At 72.7% G+C, this 18,813-nt stretch carries 19 protein-coding genes; 2 read left to right on the forward strand and 17 right to left on the reverse strand.

Annotation, left to right across the window (positions count from 1 at the left end; genetic code table 11):
• Positions 1-4: 4 nt before the first annotated feature.
• The 4 genes from ACIQVZ_RS01450 to leuA all read right to left on the reverse strand — a co-directional run bounded on the left by ACIQVZ_RS01450 (position 5) and on the right by leuA (position 4,517).
• Positions 5-844 (reverse strand): isoprenyl transferase, encoded by an 840-nt coding sequence (locus tag ACIQVZ_RS01450; protein WP_063347509.1) that lies wholly within the window; start codon positions 842-844, stop codon positions 5-7.
• 4 nt (positions 845-848) lie between these two features.
• Complete coding sequence (recO, locus tag ACIQVZ_RS01455; RefSeq protein WP_063347510.1) at positions 849-1,595, reverse strand: DNA repair protein RecO; 747 nt, start codon at positions 1,593-1,595, stop codon at positions 849-851.
• 222 nt (positions 1,596-1,817) lie between these two features.
• Positions 1,818-2,360 carry a TerB family tellurite resistance protein gene (locus ACIQVZ_RS01460; RefSeq protein ID WP_350878207.1) on the reverse strand — a complete coding sequence of 181 codons (543 nt, stop codon included), beginning with the start codon at positions 2,358-2,360 and terminating at the stop codon, positions 1,818-1,820.
• 360 nt (positions 2,361-2,720) lie between these two features.
• On the reverse strand, positions 2,721-4,517 hold the full coding sequence (gene leuA / locus ACIQVZ_RS01465) for a 2-isopropylmalate synthase (protein WP_350878208.1): 1,797 nt from the start codon (positions 4,515-4,517) through the stop codon (positions 2,721-2,723).
• Positions 4,518-4,847: 330 nt separating this feature from the next.
• Here leuA and ACIQVZ_RS01470 point away from each other — a divergent pair, with 330 nt between their 5' ends.
• Positions 4,848-5,870 carry a M4 family metallopeptidase gene (locus tag ACIQVZ_RS01470; protein ID WP_350878209.1) on the forward strand — a complete coding sequence of 341 codons (1,023 nt, stop codon included), beginning with the start codon at positions 4,848-4,850 and terminating at the stop codon, positions 5,868-5,870.
• Between the two features lie 134 nt (positions 5,871-6,004).
• A complete protein-coding gene (locus ACIQVZ_RS01475; protein WP_063351090.1) occupies positions 6,005-6,271 on the forward strand; it encodes a protealysin inhibitor emfourin in 267 nt (88 codons plus the stop codon).
• Positions 6,272-6,372: 101 nt separating this feature from the next.
• Here ACIQVZ_RS01475 and era read toward each other — a convergent pair whose 3' ends face one another.
• The 13 genes from era to dnaJ all read right to left on the reverse strand — a co-directional run bounded on the left by era (position 6,373) and on the right by dnaJ (position 18,767).
• The gene (gene era / locus ACIQVZ_RS01480) at positions 6,373-7,302 is read right to left on the reverse strand and encodes a GTPase Era (protein ID WP_063347514.1); all 930 of its coding nucleotides are present in this window, start codon (positions 7,300-7,302) and stop codon (positions 6,373-6,375) included.
• A gap of 59 nt (positions 7,303-7,361) precedes the next feature.
• Positions 7,362-7,520, reverse strand: a complete 159-nt coding sequence (locus tag ACIQVZ_RS01485; RefSeq protein WP_350878210.1) for a hypothetical protein — start codon at positions 7,518-7,520, stop codon at positions 7,362-7,364.
• A 141-nt stretch (positions 7,521-7,661) separates the two neighbouring features.
• Positions 7,662-8,015 carry a cytidine deaminase gene (locus tag ACIQVZ_RS01490; protein ID WP_402446221.1) on the reverse strand — a complete coding sequence of 118 codons (354 nt, stop codon included), beginning with the start codon at positions 8,013-8,015 and terminating at the stop codon, positions 7,662-7,664.
• Positions 8,016-8,046: 31 nt separating this feature from the next.
• A complete protein-coding gene (locus ACIQVZ_RS01495) occupies positions 8,047-8,592 on the reverse strand; it encodes a DUF4383 domain-containing protein (protein WP_350878211.1) in 546 nt (181 codons plus the stop codon).
• 44 nt (positions 8,593-8,636) lie between these two features.
• The gene (locus tag ACIQVZ_RS01500; RefSeq protein ID WP_063351092.1) at positions 8,637-8,873 is read right to left on the reverse strand and encodes a hypothetical protein; all 237 of its coding nucleotides are present in this window, start codon (positions 8,871-8,873) and stop codon (positions 8,637-8,639) included.
• Between the two features lie 33 nt (positions 8,874-8,906).
• Entirely contained in the window at positions 8,907-10,232 is a 1,326-nt protein-coding gene (locus tag ACIQVZ_RS01505) for a hemolysin family protein (RefSeq protein ID WP_350878212.1), read from the reverse strand.
• 19 nt (positions 10,233-10,251) lie between these two features.
• Positions 10,252-10,746 (reverse strand): rRNA maturation RNase YbeY, encoded by a 495-nt coding sequence (gene ybeY / locus ACIQVZ_RS01510; RefSeq protein ID WP_063347517.1) that lies wholly within the window; start codon positions 10,744-10,746, stop codon positions 10,252-10,254.
• A 14-nt stretch (positions 10,747-10,760) separates the two neighbouring features.
• Positions 10,761-11,879: a PhoH family protein gene (locus ACIQVZ_RS01515; RefSeq protein WP_402446227.1), complete on the reverse strand. Its 1,119-nt coding sequence runs from the start codon at positions 11,877-11,879 to the stop codon at positions 10,761-10,763.
• 176 nt (positions 11,880-12,055) lie between these two features.
• On the reverse strand, positions 12,056-12,979 hold the full coding sequence (locus ACIQVZ_RS01520) for a ribonuclease Z (RefSeq protein WP_350878213.1): 924 nt from the start codon (positions 12,977-12,979) through the stop codon (positions 12,056-12,058).
• Positions 12,980-12,984: 5 nt separating this feature from the next.
• Positions 12,985-13,338, reverse strand: coding sequence for a histidine triad nucleotide-binding protein (locus ACIQVZ_RS01525; RefSeq protein ID WP_350878214.1), 354 nt, complete (start codon positions 13,336-13,338; stop codon positions 12,985-12,987).
• Positions 13,339-13,455: 117 nt separating this feature from the next.
• Positions 13,456-16,692 carry a PDZ domain-containing protein gene (locus ACIQVZ_RS01530; RefSeq protein ID WP_402446230.1) on the reverse strand — a complete coding sequence of 1,079 codons (3,237 nt, stop codon included), beginning with the start codon at positions 16,690-16,692 and terminating at the stop codon, positions 13,456-13,458.
• Positions 16,693-16,762: 70 nt separating this feature from the next.
• Positions 16,763-17,512, reverse strand: a complete 750-nt coding sequence (locus ACIQVZ_RS01535; protein WP_363620285.1) for a 16S rRNA (uracil(1498)-N(3))-methyltransferase — start codon at positions 17,510-17,512, stop codon at positions 16,763-16,765.
• Positions 17,513-17,627: 115 nt separating this feature from the next.
• Positions 17,628-18,767: a molecular chaperone DnaJ gene (gene dnaJ / locus ACIQVZ_RS01540; protein ID WP_350878218.1), complete on the reverse strand. Its 1,140-nt coding sequence runs from the start codon at positions 18,765-18,767 to the stop codon at positions 17,628-17,630.
• Between the last annotated feature and the right edge of the window lie 46 nt (positions 18,768-18,813).

Consider the following 18,813-nt stretch of genomic DNA (forward strand, 5'->3'; position numbering starts at 1 on the left):
ACCGTCAGCGCTGGGTGGGCAGGTCCAGCGCCTCGGGCACCTCGTTCGGGATCGCCCCGCCGAAGCGGCGGTCGCGCCGCGCGTACTGCTCGCAGGCGCGCCACAGGTCGCGGCGGTCGAAGTCCGGCCAGAGCACGTCCTGGAACACGAACTCGGCGTACGCGGACTGCCAGAGCAGGAAGTTGGAGGTACGCTGCTCGCCGCTGGGGCGCAGGAACAGGTCCACGTCCGGCATGTCCGGGTGGTACATGTACTTGGCGAGGGTCTTCTCGTTGACCTTCTTCGGGTCCAGCTTCCCGGCGGCGACGTCGGCCGCGAGGGCCGCCGCGGCGTCCGCGAGTTCGGCCCGGCCACCGTAGTTGACGCACATGTAGAGCGTGACGGCGTCGTTGTCCTTGGTCTGCTCCTCGGCGACCTGGAGCTCCTGGACGACGCTCTTCCACAGCTTCGGCATCCGGCCCGCCCAGCGGACCCGCACGCCCATCGCGTCCATCTCGTCGCGGCGGCGGTGGATGACGTCCCGGTTGAAGTTCATCAGGAACTTCACCTCGTCGGGCGAGCGCTTCCAGTTCTCGGTGGAGAACGCGTACAGCGAGATGTTCTTCACGCCGAGCTCGATCGCGCCCTTGAGGACGTCCAGCACGACCGACTCGCCGACCTTGTGGCCCTCGGTGCGGGGCAGTCCACGCTCCTTGGCCCAGCGACCGTTGCCGTCCATCACGATGGCGACGTGTTCGGGGACCAGCTCGCCGGGAATCTTCGGGGGCTGTGCGCCGCTGGGGTGCGGGGTCGGGGGGAGGTACTCCCTCTGCTTGCCGCCGCCGAAGAGCCGTCGCGCTGCCATGTGCTCACTTCTCCACGTATCTCATCGAGCGGATGCCCCGCTCCAAATGCCACTGCAGATAGGCCGCGACCAGGCCGCTGCCCTCCCGCCAGTACCTCGGCTCGCAGGAATCGGCCGTCTGCCAGTCCCCTGACAGCAGCGCCCCGAGCAGTACCAGCGTCTCAGGGGAGGGTACGGCACATCCGGGCACTCGGCAGTCCGGGCAGAGGACCCCGCCCGCGGGAAGGGAGAAGAAGCGGTTCGGCCCCTCCAGCCCGCATTTGGCGCAGTCCGTGAAGCTCGCGCCGTACCCGTTCACCGCGAGCGAGCGCAGCAGGAAGGCGTCCATCACCAGGTGCGACTCGTGCAGCCCGGCCGCCAGCGTGCGCAGGGCGCCCACCAGCAGCAGGTACTGCTGGACGGCCGGTTCGCCCTCGTTCTCGGCGAACCGCTCGGCCGTCTCCAGCATCGCCGTCCCGGCGGTGTAGCGGCCGTAGTCGGTGACGATCGAACCGCCGTACGGCGCGATCGTCTCCACCTGGGTGCACAGCGGCAACCCGCGTCCGATCAGCTCACTCCCCCGGCTGAAGAACTGCACGTCCACGTGCGAGAACGGCTCCAGACGGGCGCCGAACTTGGACTTGGTCTTGCGCACCCCGCGCGCCACCGCCCGCACCTTGCCGTGGTGCCGGGTCAGCAGGGTGATGATCCGATCGGCCTCGCCGAGCTTCTGCGCCCGCAGCACGACGCCGTCGTCCCGGAAAAGACTCATGGGAGCCATTCTCCCCCACGGCGCGCCCCGGCCGCCGACAGCCGTGTTGCCCGCACCGAGTCCGTGGGGGAGGACCGAGCGGTGCGGGTCACGGCGGGCCCGGAGGGGGATTTCGGGCCCGTTCTGTGGGGGATCGGAGATGGCTCGGGGGTTGCGCGGCAGGCCCGGCACCGCGGAGCGGGCCCGGTACTGCGCAGGAGGTCCGGTTACTGCGGAGAAGGCCTAGTACGGAGCCCTGGTCGCCGCCTCCAGCAGCGCCCCGACCCGCGACTGCGGTAGATCCAGACAGCGCCCGACCGCGGCCAGCGCCTCGCGCTCCTGCGGCAGGTAGCGCCCGTCGGACAGGGCGATCGCCGCGCCCTGCAGCAGCAGCCGCTCCCGGCCCTGGTGGGCCAGGTGCGGGGCGAGCGGTTCGAGCACCGCGTGCAGTTCCACGGCCAGGCCGCCGGCCATCCCGTGGGCGTCGTAGAGTTCGCCGCCGAGCCCGGACAGCGCGGCGAGCGCGGCCAGCACCTGGGCCTCGCCGCAGTCCTCGAACCCGGCCTCGCGGACCGCCGTGCAGGCCGCCTCGCGGGCCGCGCGGTGCGCGGTGCCGCCGGCCGCGAGCAGGGCGAGCGCGATGGTGTACTGCGCATCCCGCAGCATCGCGCCGAGCCGTACGGAGGTGGGCTGTTCCAGGCTCTCGACGCCGTAGCGGCCGTGGCAGCTGGTGCACTGCACGCTGCCGATCACCGGGCCGAGCGGGGCCACCGGGGTCCCCAGCAACCGCAGCCACCGCCGACCGTGCTGCCGGCGGTAGTTGCGGTCCCCGCCACAGCCCGGACAGAAGAAGTCACCGAGAACGTCAGTCCGCCACCGCGGGCGAACACCCCACAACCTGGTCACGGCGCCACTCCCCAGACATGGCAGACGGCCTGCACAACAATGGGCAGGTCACGCGACCGGACACCGAGGCCGTCCCACCGACCCGGCTTTCCGGTGGATCGATGTTGCCATGGTTACCGGCACGTGTCAGTACCTCGAACGGCTTCCGACCCGAAAAAATGTGGCGCAGGACACAACTGGCCCCAGGCGCGGCGAAGGGCCGCCCCGGAGGACGGCCCCGCCACATCTCACTCGTACGAACTACCCGCGCTGCGCCCGGTTGACGGCGCTGATGATCGCCTTCAGCGAGGCCAGCACGGTGTTGCCGTCGATGCCGACGCCCCACAGCACCTTGCCGTCCACCGCGCACTCGACGTACGCGGCGGCCTGCGCGTCGCCGCCCTCGCTCAGCGCGTGCTCGGCGTAGTCCAGGACGCGGACGTCCAGGCCGATCCGGGCCAGCGCGTCCGTGAAGGCGGAGACCGGGCCGTTGCCGACACCGGTCAGGGTCACCGGTACCGAGTCGACCAGCGCGCCGGCGATCAGCGCGTCCCGGCCGTCCTCGGTGGTCAGGGTGCGCGAACCGCTCAGCGAGATCCGGCCCCACGGGTTGTCCGGGGTCGGCAGGTACTCGTCCTCGAAGACCCGCCAGATCTCGGCCGGGGTGACCTCGCCGCCCTCGGCGTCGGTCTTGGCCTGGATGATCCGGGAGAACTCGATCTGCATCCGGCGCGGCAGGTCCAGCTTGTGGTCGTTCTTCAGGACGTACGCCACACCGCCCTTGCCGGACTGGCTGTTGACCCGGATGACCGCCTCGTAGGTGCGGCCGACGTCCTTCGGGTCGATCGGCAGGTACGGCACGCCCCAGGTGTGCTCCCCCACCGGGACGCCCGCCGCCGCGGCGTCCGCCTCCAGGGCGTCGAAGCCCTTCTTGATGGCGTCCTGGTGCGAACCGGAGAAGGAGGTGTACACCAGGTCGCCGGCGTACGGGTGGCGCGGGTGCACCTCCATCTGGTTGCAGTACTCGGCGGTGCGGCGCACCTCGTCGATGTCGGAGAAGTCGATCTGCGGGTCGATGCCCTGCGAGAACAGGTTCATGCCCAGGGTCACCAGGTCGACGTTGCCCGTCCGCTCGCCCTGGCCGAACAGGCAGCCCTCGATGCGGTCCGCGCCCGCCATGTAGGCCAGTTCGGCGGAGGCGACGGCGGTGCCGCGGTCGTTGTGCGGGTGCACCGACAGGCAGACGAACTCGCGGCGCGACAGGTTGCGCGACATCCACTCGAACTGGTCGGCCTGCACGTTCGGGGTGGCCCGCTCGATGGTGGCCGGCAGGTTCAGGATGATCTCGCGGCCCTCGCCCGGCTGCCAGACGTCCATGACCGCCTCGCAGACCTCCAGCGCGAAGTCCAGCTCGGTGTCCACGAAGATCTCCGGCGAGTACTGGTAGCCGAAGACGGTCTCCTCGCCCAGCAGCTTCTCGGCGTACTCCATCACCAGCCGGGTGCCGTCGGTGGCGATCGCCTTGGTGGCGGCCCGGTCGTTGCGGAACACCACCCGGCGGAACAGCGGCGCCGTCGCGTTGTACAGGTGGACCGTCGCGCGCGGGGCGCCGACCAGCGACTCGACGGTCTTCTCGATCAGCTCCTCGCGGGCCTGCGTCAGCACCGAGATGGTGACGTCCTCGGGGATCGCCCCCTCCTCGATCAGCGACCGCACGAAGGCGTGGTCGGTGGCACCGGAGGACGGGAAGCCGACCTCGATCTCCTTGTAGCCCATCGCGACCAGCAGGTCGAACATCTTGCGCTTGCGGGCCGGGGACATCGGGTCGATCAGCGCCTGGTTGCCGTCCCGCAGGTCGGTGGAGAGCCAGCGCGGCGCCTTGGTGATCACCTTGCTCGGCCAGGTGCGGTCCGGCAGGTCGACGGTGTCGAACGGCAGGTAGCGCCCGTACCGCATGCCGGAGGGCAGCTGGCGAACGGACGCGGCGGTGATCGGGGTGGGGCGGTCGACGAAGGCGCGACCGGCGGGGATGGGCGCGGCGGAGCTCTGCTCGGTCATGGAATGACTCTCGGCTTCCTGTGATGCGTGGTGCGGGGGCGGGTCGGGGTGGTCAACACCGACTGGCCGGCAGCTGCCGCTCGCGATCCTCCGTTGGATCGCCGGATGACGCGCACAGCTCGATCCCCGCGGCGAGGGAGCCGGCCCTGTGGACTACAGGCCCTCGACGCGGCAGCTAAGAAGAAGCAGCCCGTTGCGCATGATGGCCCCAGCGTAACCCAGGGGCGCGCGCCCCCGAAGTGATCCGGGCCACCGTTCCACCCCTTGAGACACCGACCGGTCACGCCGAGAGTGGTGACAACCGGTCATCGAGGCCTCACCCTGGGCCACATGACTGCAGCAGTTCCGATCTGTGCGATCGTCCCGCCGTACGTCCTGGACCGCCTCGCCGAGGCCGGTCACGAGCCCGCCGTCCGCTCCCTCCTGCTCGACACCGCGCACCGCGCGGCCCGCCTCGCCCCCGCCCCGCCCGTCAGCACCGGCCCGACCCCCAGCCGGCTGATCGCCGACACCGCCCACAGCCAGCGGCTGCCCGGCCGCACCGTCCGCACCGAGGGCCAGGCCCCGGTCGCCGACCAGTCCGTCAACCACGCCTACGACGGCCTCGGCGACACCTTCGCCCTGTACGCCACCGTCTTCGGCCGCCGCTCGATCGACAACCGGGGGCTGCGCCTGGACGCCACCGTGCACTACGGCCAGGACTACGACAACGCCTTCTGGAACGGCCACCAGATGGTCTTCGGCGACGGCGACGGCGAGATCTTCGGCGACTTCACCGCCTGCGTCGACGTCATCGGCCACGAACTCACCCACGGCGTCACCCAGTTCACCGCCGGCCTGCAGTACCAGGACCAGCCCGGCGCGCTCAACGAGTCGGTCTCCGACGTCTTCGGCTCGCTGGTCAAGCAGTACTCGCTGGGCCAGGACGCCGCCCACGCCGACTGGCTGATCGGCGCCGGCCTGCTCGCCCCCGGCATCCAGGGCGTGGCGCTGCGCTCGATGAAGGCCCCCGGCACCGCCTACGACGACCCCAAGCTCGGCAAGGACCCGCAGCCCGCGCACATGCGGGACTACGTGGACACCACCGACGACAACGGCGGCGTGCACATCAACTCCGGCATCCCCAACCACGCGTTCTACCTGCTGGCCACCGCCCTCGGCGGCCAGGCCTGGGACCGCGCCGGGCGGATCTGGTACGACGCCCTGACCGGCGGCCAGTTGGCCGCCGACGCCGACTTCACCGCCTTCGCCCGGGCCACCGTGGCCGCCGCCAAGGCCCGCTACCCCGGCCAGTCCTCGGTGGCGGACACCGTGACGGCCTCCTGGGCGCAGGTGGGCGTCAGCCCCGGCTGAACCCCTCAGACCTCGACGACGGCCCCGACGACGGCCCCGATCGAGGACCGGTTGAGACCGGGTTGAGCCGCGCTTAAGGTCACGGTCCGGGAAAAGACCGGCAAACTCCCTCCCCTGGTAGCACCATGGACACCATGCGTATCCAGGTGACCCGGACCGGCGGCTTCGCGGGGATCGTCCGCCATGCGGAACTCGACACCGTCGACCGCACGGACGCCCCGCACGTCCACGCGCTCGCCCGCGAGGCCGTCGCGGGCGGGCTGCGGGCGCCCTCGTACGGGGTGCCGGACGGCTTCCACTACGAGATCACCGTCGACGGCCGGACGGTCTACTGCGCCGACCCGAAGCTCACCGACTCGCAGCGCGAACTGGTGTCGCTGGTCCTGCGCGAGGGCGCTTGATCCTGCCCGACCCCGCTTGATCCCGCTCCGCCGGCCCCCGGACACGCCGAAGGCCCGCCCGATCGACAGATCCGGGGCGGGCCTTCGCTGGGAACCAGGGCTCAGAAACCGAGCTTGCGCAGCTGCTTCGGGTCGCGCTGCCAGTCCTTGGCCACCTTGACGTGCAGGTCCAGGAAGACCGGCGTGCCGAGCAGCGCCTCGATGTGCTTGCGGGCGGTGGTGCCGACGTGCTTGAGCCGCGCGCCCTTGGCGCCGATGACGATCGCCTTCTGGCTCTGCCGCTCGATGTAGACGTTGGCGTGGATGTCCAGCAGCGGGCGGTCCGCCGGGCGGCCCTCGCGCGGGAGCATCTCCTCGACCACGACGGCCAGCGAGTGCGGCAGCTCGTCCCGGACGCCCTCCAGGGCGGCCTCGCGGATCAGCTCCGCGACCATGATCTGCTCGGGCTCGTCGGTGAGGTCGCCGTCCGGGTAGAGCGGCATGCCCTCCGGCAGCAGCTTGGTGATCAGGTCGCCGACCAGTTCCACCTGCTTGTCGCCGACGGCCGAGACCGGGATGATCTCGGCCCACTCGATGCCCAGTTCCTCACCGAGCTGGTGGATGGCGATCAGCTGCTCGGCGAGCCGCTTGGAGTCGACCAGGTCGGTCTTGGTGACGATGGCGACCTTGGGGGTCTTCTTGACCTCGGCGAGTTCCTTGGCGATGAACTTGTCGCCGGGGCCGAGCTTCTGGTCGGCGGGCAGGCAGAAGCCGATCACGTCGACCTCGGCCCAGGTGCTGCGGACCAGGTCGTTGAGGCGCTCGCCGAGCAGGGTGCGCGGCTTGTGCAGGCCGGGGGTGTCGACCAGGACGAGCTGGGAGTCCGGGCGGTGCACGATGCCGCGCACGGTGTGCCGGGTGGTCTGCGGGCGGTCGGAGGTGATCGCGACCTTCGTCCCCACCAGAGCGTTGGTCAGGGTCGACTTGCCCGCGTTGGGTCGGCCGACGAAGCACGCGAAGCCGGAGCGGTACGAGGAGGAAGGGGCACTCATGTGCTCCATTCTCCCTGATCACCGGAGTCGCGCTGTCCGGGCCCGTCCGCATCGCCCGATCAGCCCTTGCGACCGCCCCGCGAGACCACCGACATCACCACCAGCAGCACCAGGAAGGCGATCGAACCCCAGAGCCAGTACGGCGAGCCGGTCTCCTGCCACTTGCCCATCCCCATCACGAACAGCAGCAGCCCGGCGAAGAACGCCACCGCCCCCATGTGCCCAGCCCCCTCACCGAGTTCACTCCCCCGGTGAGACTATCGGCTCGGTTCGGGCAGGTGTTCGCCAGGCCGCCGCCATCCCCCGCCGCAGCGGGCCCCAGCAGACCCCCGGCGGGCCCCAGCAGGCCCCGGCAGCCCTCAGCGGGCCTCGGCCGCCACCCGCAGCGTCCCGTCCACACCGACCAGCAGCACGGGCGTCCCGGCCCCGCCGAGATCCCGGACGGCCGCCAGGTCGGCCTCGGCCGGCTGCTCCGCCTCGCTCACCACGGCCGCCGCCTCCAGCGACTTCGCGCCGCTGGCCACCGCCATCGCCACCGCCGTCTGCAGCGCGCTCAGCCGGAGCGACTCCAGCGCGACCGTCCCGGCCACGTACGTCCGGCCGGTCTCGTCACGCACCGCGGCCCCCTCGGCGACGCCGTTGCGGGCGCGGGCCGAGCGGGCCAGGGTGATGATCTTCTTGTCTTCGGGGTCGAGCTCGACGATGTCACTCATGCCGCCGAGCATAGGCGGCCCCCGCGGCCGCTCAGTGGCCGACCGGGTGGGTCGGACCGGGGTTCGGATTGAGGACCTTGACGAAGGTCTTCGGCCCGGACGGCCTCGCCGTCTCGTGCTCCGTGCGCTCACGCCAGAACGGATTGTCGTGCGGCAGGTGACTGCTCACCCGGCCGTACATCCCGAAGGTCGTCAGGATCACCCCGAAGATGAAGGCGAACAGCACGTTCGACATCCGGAAGTTCAGGATGTTGGCGTCCGGCCGCCCGAGCACCGCCAGGCCGTAGAAGCCGGACAGGACGAACAGCACGCCGACCACCATGTTCAGGTTGGACGCGAAGTTACCGCCGATCACCGCCCCCGCCACCAGGATCGCGCCCGCCACGATGGACAGGATGCTCAGCGCCCCGTTGGTCGACAGCCCGGCGATCCGGTCACCGTGGGTGGCCAGGAAGCCCGGGTGGTCGGCCAGCCCCAGGCACCCGAACACGATCAGGAAGATCCCCCCGAGCCCCGCCCCGATCCGCCACACCGTGGCGAGCCGGCTGTTCACGGGCAGTTCGTCTTGCAGCTTCATGGTGACCTCCACCATGGCCTGGCCGGCCTGCCGGCCACGCCGGCCTAGCTGTAGGGATGGCTCCCCTGCATGTGCGGCACCTCGTGCATGTAGAGCGAACCGCACTGCTGGCAGCAGCGCAGCCCGGTGCCCCACTCCTGCTCGGGCCGCGTCTCGGCGTCGTCGGCCAGGCTGCGGCCGCAGAGCGCCGTCGCGGGGTCGCCGTCGCGCACCACGTGCCAGACCTTGACCCCGCCGGTCGCACCCTGCGGGCCGTACTCCGCGCGAAGTTGATGCGTCATGCTGTCCATGGTCGCTCCGCCGGGGCGCGACCGCTACTCGCCGGGCTCCGCCCCGGCCTCCGCGGCCTTGCGGACCGGGGTCGCGACCATCGAGCCGATCCGGTTGCGGCGCCCGGCCGAGGACTCGGCGGTCAGCAGGATGCCGGTCAGCCCGGTGCCGGCGGGCTCGGGCAGCGGGATCTCGCAGGCCGAGCCGGGGATCGGCACCCGGCCGAGGTGCTTGGCCAGCAGGCCGCCGACGGTCTCGACGTCCTCGTCCTCCAGCTCGATGCCGAACAGCTCGCCCAGGTCCTCCACCAGCAGCCGGGCGGTGATCCGGTACGAGCCGTCGCCGAGGTCCTCCACCGGCGCGATCTCCCGGTCGTACTCGTCGGTGATCTCGCCGACGATCTCCTCCAGGACGTCCTCGATGGTGACCAGGCCGGCCGTGCCGCCGTACTCGTCGATCACGATCGCCACGTGCGAGCGGCGCTGCTGCATCTCGCGCAGCAGGTCGCCGGCCGGCTTGGAGTCCGGTACGAAGACGGCCGGGCGCATCACCGCGCCGACCTCCTCGGACTCCGCCTCCCGGTTGATGTGGGTGCGCCGGACCAGGTCCTTCAGGTAGACGATGCCGACCACGTCGTCCTCGCTGTCCCCGACCACGGGGATCCGCGAGAAGCCCGAGCGCAGTGCCAGGGTGAGCGCCTGCCGGACGGTCTTGTGCCGCTCGATCATCACCAGGTCGGTGCGCGGCACCATCACCTCGCGGACGATGGTGTCGCCCAGCTCGAAGACGGAGTGCACCATCCGGCGCTCCTCGTCCTCGATCAGGTCGTCCTTCTCGGCGAGGTCGACCAGCGCCCGCAGTTCGGCCTCGGAGGCGAACGGCCCCTCCCGGTAGCCCTTGCCCGGGGTCAGCGCGTTGCCGAGCAGGATCAGCAGCCGCGGGATCGGGCCGAGCACCGCGGCCAGCGGCAGCAGCACGAAGGAGGCGGCGGTCGCGGTGGTGAGCGGGTGCTGGCGCCCGATCGTGCGCGGCGAGACCCCCACCGCGACGAAGGACACCAGCACCATCACGCCGAACGCCAGCAGCACGGCCTGCCAGACCGGCTCCACGTTGCGCACGCACACCACGGTGACCAGGACGGCCGCCGCCATCTCGCTGGCCACCCGGATCAGGGTCGCCAGGTTGAGGTAGCGGATCGGGTCGGAGGCGACGGTCAGCAGCCGGACCGAGCCGCGCCGCCCGGCCCGCACGGCCTCCTCCGCCCGGAACCGGGAGACCCGGGAGATGCCCGCCTCGGCGCACGCGGCCAGCCAGCCGAGCACGACGAGGAGCACGGCACCGAGGATGAAGCTCGTACTTTCACCACTCACAGGGGTTCGGGCTCCGCGCTCAGTGGGTGGTGGGGGCCGGGGAGAGACCACCGAGGCCCCGGCCCGCCCGCCAGTCGTCCAGGATGCGCTTCTGGAGGGCGAACATCTCCTCCTCCTCCTCGGGCTCCTCGTGGTCGTACCCGAGGACGTGCAGCACGCCGTGGACGGTGAGCAGTTGGAGCTCCTCGTCCATCGAGTGCTTGGAGGGGGCCGCCTTGCCCTGCTGCTCGGCGACCTCAGGGCAGAGCACGATGTCGCCGAGCAGGCCCTGCGGCAGTTCCTCGCCCTCCTTGCCGGGGCGCAGCTCGTCCATCGGGAAGGACATCACGTCGGTGGGGCCGGGGAGGTCCATCCACTGGATGTGCAGCTCCTCCATCGCCGCTCCGTCCACCAGGATCACGGACAGTTCGGACTGCGGGTGGATCCGCATCTTGTCCAGGGCGAAGCGGGCGACGTCGAGGATGGCTTCCTCATCGGCGTCCCAACCGGACTCGTTGGCGATGTCGATCGACATGACGGGCTGCGTACTCAGCTTTCGGTGCGATGGGACTGGCGGGGTGCGCGGGAGCCGCGCCGTTGGGCCGGCTTGCGGGCGGGCGAGGGGTTCTCCTCGGCCTCCTGCTTGGCGTCCCAGCGTTCGTAGGCGTCCACGATCCGGCCGACCAGCTTGTGGCGGACCACGTCGGTGCTGGTGAGGACGGAGAAGTGGATGTCGGGCACGTCGGCCAGGATGTCCTGGACGACCTTGAGGCCGCTGCGGGTGCCGCCCGGGAGGTCGATCTGGCTGGTGTCGCCGGTGACCACCACCCGGGAGTTGAAACCGAGGCGGGTGAGGAACATCTTCATCTGCTCGGGCGAGGTGTTCTGGGCCTCGTCCAGGATGATGAAGGCGTCGTTGAGGGTGCGGCCGCGCATGTAGGCCAGCGGCGCGACCTCGATGGTGCCGGCCGCCATCAGGCGCGGGATGGAGTCCGGGTCCATCATGTCGTGCAGCGCGTCGTACAGCGGGCGCAGGTACGGGTCGATCTTCTCGTAGAGGGTGCCGGGCAGGAAGCCCAGCCGCTCCCCCGCCTCGACGGCCGGACGGGTCAGGATGATCCGGTTGACCTCCTTGGCCTGGAGGGCCTGGACGGCCTTGGCCATCGCGAGGTAGGTCTTGCCGGTGCCGGCCGGGCCGAGGCCGAAGACGATCGTGTGCTTGTCGATCGCGTCGACGTAGCGCTGCTGGTTGAGGGTCTTGGGGCGGATCGTGCGGCCCCGGTTGGACAGGATGTTCGCGGTGAACACCTGGGACGGCGCCGGGCTGTCCGGGTTCTCCGCGGCACCGCGGAGCATGGCGATGGAGCGCTCCACGGAATCCTCCGTCAAGGGCTGGCCGGTGCGCAGCACCAGCATCATCTCGGTGAAGAGCCGCTGCACGAGGGCGACCTCGGCGCGCACTCCGGTGGCGGTCACCTCGTTGCCGCGGACGTGGATGTCGGCGGCGGGGAAGCCCTGCTCGATCACGCGCAGCAGCGAGTCCGCCGTGCCGAGCAGGGTGACCATCGGGTGCTTCTCGGGGATGACGATCCGGGCGCTGACGCGACCGTCGTCGGCCGGTTCGGGGCGCGACTGTCCGTTCGTACGGGTCTGCGATGTGTCACTCATAGGTCGGCGCTGGGCCTGCCTCATCCCATCCGTGGTGTCGTGTGCCGATCGGTCTCTCCGGGGCACCAGGGTACGCCGCGCACGTGGTCGCCGCGGCGGGCGGCGGGGCCGCACCCGACGATGCTGCGGCAGATCGGGGGGCGGCGCGAGCGCTTTTCACGCGGTGCGGGCCGGGTTCACGGCTGGCGCCGGACGGGGACGGGCACCCGGGCGAGATCGGCGGCGAGCACCAGCTCGCCGTCGAAGTGCTTGCGGGCGTCGGCCAGGTGCTGGCCGAGGTCCGGGTAGCGCTGGGAGAAGTGGGTCAGCACCAGGGTGCGCGCGCCGGCCTCGGCGGCGGCCTTGGCCGCCTGCCCGGCGGTGAGGTGGCCGTGCTCCTCGGCGAGCCGGGCGTCGGCGTCGGTGAAGGTCGACTCGACGACCAGCAGGTCGGCGCCCTCGGCGAGTTCGTACACGCCGTCGCACAGCCGGGTGTCCATCACGAAGGCGAAGCGCTGGCCCGGCCGGGGCTCGCTGACCTCCTCCAGGGTGACCCGCCGGCCGTCCGCCTCGATCGCCCCCTCGTGCTGGAGGCGGCCGACCGCGGGGCCGAAGACGCCCAGCGCGGCGAGGCGTTCGGGCACCAGGCGGCGGCCGTCCGGCTCGGACAGCCGGTAGCCGAAGGACTCCACGGGGTGGGACAGCCGCACGGCGTCCAGCGCGAAGCGGGCACCGGGGGCGGGCAGCGGGCCCGGCTCGTCGATCGGCCGGGGCCGCAGGACGGCCGTCTCGTGGTAGGCGGTGGCGTGCCGCAGCCGCTCGAAGTAGACCTCGCCGGAGGCCGGGAAGTAGACGTCCACCGGGTGGGGGACGCGGTCCAGGTTGATCCGCTGGATCACCCCGGCGAGGCCCAGGCAGTGGTCGCCGTGGAAGTGCGTCACGGCGATCCGGGTGATCTGGGTGGCCGAGACGCCGGCCAGCAGCATCTGCCGCTGGGTGCCCTCGCCGGGGTCGAACAGCAGGCCCTCGCCGTCCCAGCGGAGCAGGTAGCCGTTGTGGTTGCGGTGCCGGGTGGGCACCTGGCTGGCGGTGCCGAGGACGACGAGTTCGCGCTGTGACACGTAGGTCAGACCATGTTCTCGGTCATCGGCTTGCCGCCGAGCACGTGGACGTGGGCGTGGAAGATCGTCTGACCGGCGCCGGCGCCGGTGTTGAAGATCAGCCGGTAGTCCTCGACGCCCTCGTCCCTGGCCACCGCGCCCGCCTCGGCGAGGAGTTCACCGGCGATCTCCGGCTCGGCGGCGGCCAGCGCGGCGGCGTTCGGGTAGTGGACGTGCGGGATGACCAGGACGTGCAGCGGTGCCTTGGGGGCGATGTCGCGGAAGGCGAGGACGCGCTCGGTCTTGCGCACCACGGTCGCCGGGATCTCGCCCGCAACGATCTTGCAGAACAGGCAGTCGGGCTGCGGCTCGCCGGCCATCGGCTTCTCCTCGGTTCGTGTCTGGTCTGGGCCGTACGGGCGCAGCCTAGCGGGAAGTCGGCCCGGCCGACCTCCCGTTCGGCCGCTCTCCCGCCCGCCGGGCGGCGGGGGCGCGCCCTACGCCCAGGGCATCGGCGGGGCCGTGCGGGGCGGGGCCGCGGCGAGCGCGGCGAGGGCGATCCGGACGCCCTCGGCCAGCTGCGGGTCCTCGCCGGCGGCCCACTGGTGCGGGGCCATCGGCACCTCGACGTCCGGGTCGACGCCGTGGTTCTCCACGCCCCAGCCGTAGTTCTCCAGCCAATACGCGTACTTGGGCTGGGTGACCAGGGTGCCGTCGACCAGGTGGTAGCGGCTGTCGATGCCGATCACCCCGCCCCAGGTGCGGGTGCCGACCACCGGGCCGATGCCGAGCGTCTGGATGACGGCGTTGACGACGTCGCCGTCCGAGCCGGAGAACTCGTTGGCGAGCGCGACGACCGGCCCGCGCGGGGCGTCGAGGGGGTAGGGCACCGGGTGGTCGGTGTCCCGGATGGCGTTCCAGCCGACGATCCGTCGGGCGAGCTTCTCGATCACCAGCTGCGAGGTGTGGCCGCCGCGGTTCTCCCGGACGTCGACGATCACGCCGTCCCTGGCCAGTTCCACGGCCAGGTCGCGGTGGATCTGGGCCCAGCCGGCCGACTGCATGTCGGGAATGTGCAGGTAGCCGAGCCGGCCACCGGACAGCTCGCGCACCGCGGCCCGCCGCCCGGCCACCCAGTCGTGGTAGCGCAGCGGCTCCTCGTCGGCGATCGGGACGACCACCGGGTGGCGCTGGTCGGTGCCGTCCTTGCCGGCCACGGTCAGCTCGACCGGCTGCCCGGCGGTGCCGGCCAGCAGCGGGGCCGGGCCGGTGACCGGGTCCACCGGGCGGCCGTTGACGGCGAGGACCGCGTCGCCCGGGCGGATCGCGGCGCCGGGTGCGGCCAGCGGCGAGCGGGCCCGGGGGTCGGAGGACTCGCCGGGCAGGATGCGGGCGATCCGCCACCGGTCGCCGTCCTTGGCGAGGTCCGCGCCGAGCAGGCCCTGGCGCCGGGCCGGCTCGGTGTACCGGCCGTACGGGACGACGTAGGCGTGCGAGGTGCCGAGTTCGCCGTGCACCTCCCAGAGCAGGTCGACCAGGTCGTCGTGCGAGCCGAGGCGTTCCACGAGCGGCCGGTAGCGGTCCAGCACGCCGGCCCAGTCGACGCCGCCGAGGTCGGGGCGCCAGAAGTTGTCCCGCATCAGGCGGCCGTTCTCGGCGTACATCTGCCGCCACTCGGCGGCCGGGTCGACGGTGACCCGCAGCCGGGCCAGGTCGACGCCCACCTCGTCGTCCTCGCCGCCCGCCTTGTGCTCGGCCGGGACGATCCGCAGCTCGCTCCCGTCCAGCACGGCCACCCGGGTGCCGTCCCCGCTGACCGCGAAGCCGTCCACGCCGTGCACCAGTTGCTCGACGCGGCGCTTCCTCAGGTCGAAGCGCTCCAGCACCGGCCGGGGCCGCTCGTCCTCGGGCGAGGCCGCCGCGTCGCCGAGTTCGCCGAGCAGCGGGGCGCGGGTCCACAGCACGCCGTCCTTGGCGGCCCTGAGCGCGTCGAACCGGCCGCCCTCGACCGGGAACGGGACGATCCGGTCCGCGATGCCGTCCAGGTCTACCCTGGTCGCCAGCGCGGCGTCGCCGGCGGCCTCCTCGCCGTCCGCCCTCCTGCCGCGCGGTTCGTCCTCCTCCCCGCCGAGCGGGCGCCCGGCCCGCTGCGGCCCGAACGGGGACGGCGTGTCGGCGGCCAGCGTGATCAGGTACGGGCGGCAGCCGTTGGGGAACGACAGGTCGAAGACGTGCGAGTCGTAGACCGGGTCGAGGTTGCGCACCGACAGGAACGCCAGGTAGCGGCCGTCCGCGGTGAAGGCCGGCGAGGTGTCGATGAAGCGCTCCTGGGTGACCTCGCCGACCGTCCGGGTCGCCAGGTTGGCCAGCACGATCTGGCGCAGCGAGTACGGGCCCAGCCGGTGCACCGGCCGCGACCAGGCCAGCCAGGCCGAGTCCGGGCTGAAGGCCAGCCCGCTGACCTCGCCGTCGGCGCTGCGGTCCAGCTCGTGCACGGTGCCGTCGGCGAGCGCGACCAGCAGGACCCGGCCGTCGTGCACGCCGAGCGCGGCCTGCTTGCCGTCCGGGGACACCGCCAGGGAGTTGACCCGGCCGATCCGCCCGGCGGCCAGCCGGCGGCGCTCGGCGCCCTGGGCGTCGGGGGCGAACTCCAGGGCGTCCTCGCCCTCGGCGTCGGACACCCACAGCACGCCCTGGGCGCCGTCCTCGCCCGGCACCACCCGGGCCAGCCGCCCGCGCACCCCCGGGGTCTCGTCCAGCACCCTGGCCGGGCCCTCGCGGTGGGTCAGCCAGTGCACGTCGCCGCGCACCACCACGGCGCCGGCCCGGCCGGTGCGGTCGGGGGCGGCGGACTCCAGCCAGTGCGCGGCGTGCACCGGGCGGGGGCGGCGGCCGCTGCGCGGGCCGGCCAGCCGGATGTCGAGGCGGCGGGGCGCGGCTCCCGCCAGGTCGTCCAGCAGCCAGACGTCGCCGGCCCGGTGGAACACCGCCCGGGTGCCGTCGGTCCCGGCGTTGCGGGCGTAGCAGCCGTCCGGGTCGGTGGTGTGGCGGCGCAGGTCGGAGCCGTCCGGGAGGCTGGAGTAGAGCTCGCCGACGCCCTCGTGGTCGGAGAGGAAGGCGATCCGGTCCCCCACCCACAGCGGCGAGTCGAGCTGGCCGTCCAACTCCTCGTGGACGCGGACGAATTCGTCCCGCCCGATCCACAACTTGCCCGCCCGGCCGCCCCGGTAGCGCTTCCACCAGGCCGGCTCGCGGTTGTTGACGGTACCCAGCAGCACGCGGTCGCCGCCCGGCTCGAAGGCGAGCCCGCCGACCGGCCCGTACGGCAGCCGCACCGGCTCGCCGCCGTCCAGCGGCACGGCGTGCGCCCAGCTGCGGCGCAGGGTCGCCTCGCCGGCGGTGGTGAGGGCGATCGGGCGCCCGTCGGCCGTCCAGCCCCGCACCTCGGTCTGCTCGCTGCCCCAGTGGGTGAGCCGCCGGGACGGCCCGCCGTCCACCGGCACCACGTGCACCTCGGGCGCGCCGTCCCGGGTGGAGGTGAAGGCGATGTGCCGCCCGTCGGGGGCGAACCGGGGGTGCCGGACGGGCAGGTGATCGGCCGTCAGCCGCCAGGCCCGGCCACCGTCCAGCGGGGCCAGCCAGACGTCGTCCTCGGCGACGAAGGTGACCAGGTCGCCGTGCAGATGGGGGTGGCGCAGGTAGGCGCCCGCAGAGGTGCTCAGGGGTTCCGTCACGCGGTCAGCGTAGGCACGTGCGCGTACCGCGCGGGCCGGTTCGGGCAGACTCCGACCGCACGGGCGCGGGCTACGACCAGCGGCCGGTGCGCCCCAGCAGCAGGGCGCCGGCGGCCACCCCGGCGGTGGAGGTGCGCAGCACCGAGGGGCCCAGCCGGTACGGCCCGGCGCCCGCCTCGGCGAACGCGGCCAGCTCCTCCGGGGAGACCCCGCCCTCCGGGCCGACCACCAGCACCACGTCCCCGGCCGCGGGCAGCGCGGCCAGCGCCAGCGGCTCGGCGCCCTCCTCGTGCAGCACGGCGGCGAACGCGGCCCCGGCCAGCAGCGGCGCCAGCTGCCGGGTGGTCGCCGGCTCGCGCACCTCGGGGAAGCGCAGCCGGCGGGACTGCTTGCCGGCCTCCCGGGCGGTGGCCCGCCACTTGGCGAGCGCCTTGGCGCCCCGGTCGCCCTTCCACTGCGTGATGCAGCGCGAGGCGGCCCACGGGACGATCACGTCCACGCCGACCTCGGTCATGGTCTCCACCGCGAGCTCGCCGCGGTCGCCCTTGGGCAGCGCCTGGACGACGACGATCCGCGGCGCCGGCTCGGGCTCCCGGCGGACGGCGGCCACCGTGACGTCGATCGCGTCCTTGCCGAGCACCGCGGCGACCGTCCCGTCCACCCCGAGGCCCAGCCCGTCGGCGAGGGTCACCGCCTCGCCGGCCGCCAGCCGCTTCACCGCGGCCGCGTGCCGCCCCTCCGGCCCGTCGAGGCGCACCACGGAACCGGGCGCGGCGGCGGCGATCCGCTCGGTCTCGACGACGAAGACGGGGGCGGTCATGCGGGGAACCTCCGGGGGGTGGGGCGGATCGGGAACGCGAAAGGGGCGCCGGGCGAACCCGGCACCCCCGCGCGGACGGCCAGGGCCTAGGGCCTTCGACGGCCCGGGCCAGGGCCTAGCGGCCGTTGAACGCGTCCTTGAGGCGCGAGAACAGGCCCTGCTGGCCCGGCGCGAACTGGCCGGACGGCCGCTCCTCGCCGCGCAGCACCGCGAGCCGGCGCAGCAGCTCCTCCTGCTCGGGGTCGAGCTTGGTGGGCGTCTGCACCTCGACATGCACTATCAGGTCGCCCCGGCCGCCGCCGCGCAGGTGCGTGATGCCGCGGCCGTGCAGCGGGATCGACTGGCCGGACTGGGTGCCGGGCCGGATGTCGACCTCCTCCAGCCCGTCCAGGGTCTGCAGCGGCACCTGGGTGCCGAGGGACGCGGCCGTCATCGGGATGGTGACGGTGCAGTGCAGGTCGTCCCCGCGCCGCTGGAAGACGGTGTGGGTGGTCTCGGCGATCTCGACGTACAGGTCGCCGGCCGGGCCGCCGCCGGGGCCGACCTCGCCCTCGCCGGCCAGCTGGATCCGGGTGCCGTTGTCGACACCGGCCGGGATCTTGACGGTCAGGGTGCGCCGGGCGCGGACCCGGCCGTCGCCGGCGCACTCCGGGCACGGGGTCGGCACGACGGTGCCGAAGCCCTGGCACTGCGGGCAGGGCCGGGAGGTCATGACCTGGCCCAGGAACGACCGGGTGACCTGGGAGACCTCGCCCCTGCCGCGACACATGTCGCAGGTCTGCGCGGAGGTGCCGGGGGCCGCGCCCTCGCCGCTGCACGTGGTGCAGGTGACGGCGGTGTCGACCTGGAGTTCCTTGGTGGTGCCGAAGGCGGCCTCCTCCAGGGTGATCTCCAGCCGGATCATGGCGTCCTGGCCGCGCCGGGTGCGCGAGCGCGGGCCGCGCTGGCCGGCCGCGGCGCCGAAGAAGGCGTCCATGATGTCGGAGAAGCCGAATCCGGCCGCGCCCGCGCCGAAGCCGCCCGCGCCCCCGCCGCCCGGCGAGAGCGGGTCACCGCCGAGGTCGTAGACCTGGCGCTTCTGCGGGTCGGAGAGCACCTCGTAAGCGGCGTTGATCTCCTTGAACCGCTCCTGCGTCTTCGGGTCCGGGTTGACGTCCGGGTGCAGTTCGCGTGCCAGGCGCCGGAAGGCCTTCTTGATCTCGTCCTGCCCCGCATCCCGTCGGACGCCGAGTACCGCGTAGTAGTCCGTGGCCACCAAATGCTCCGCTTGTTCCGCCTGTAGTAGTGCTGCGACTGGACAC

Source organism: Kitasatospora sp. NPDC098663, from assembly GCF_044760075.1.
Classification (GTDB): Bacteria; Actinomycetota; Actinomycetes; order Streptomycetales; family Streptomycetaceae; genus Kitasatospora.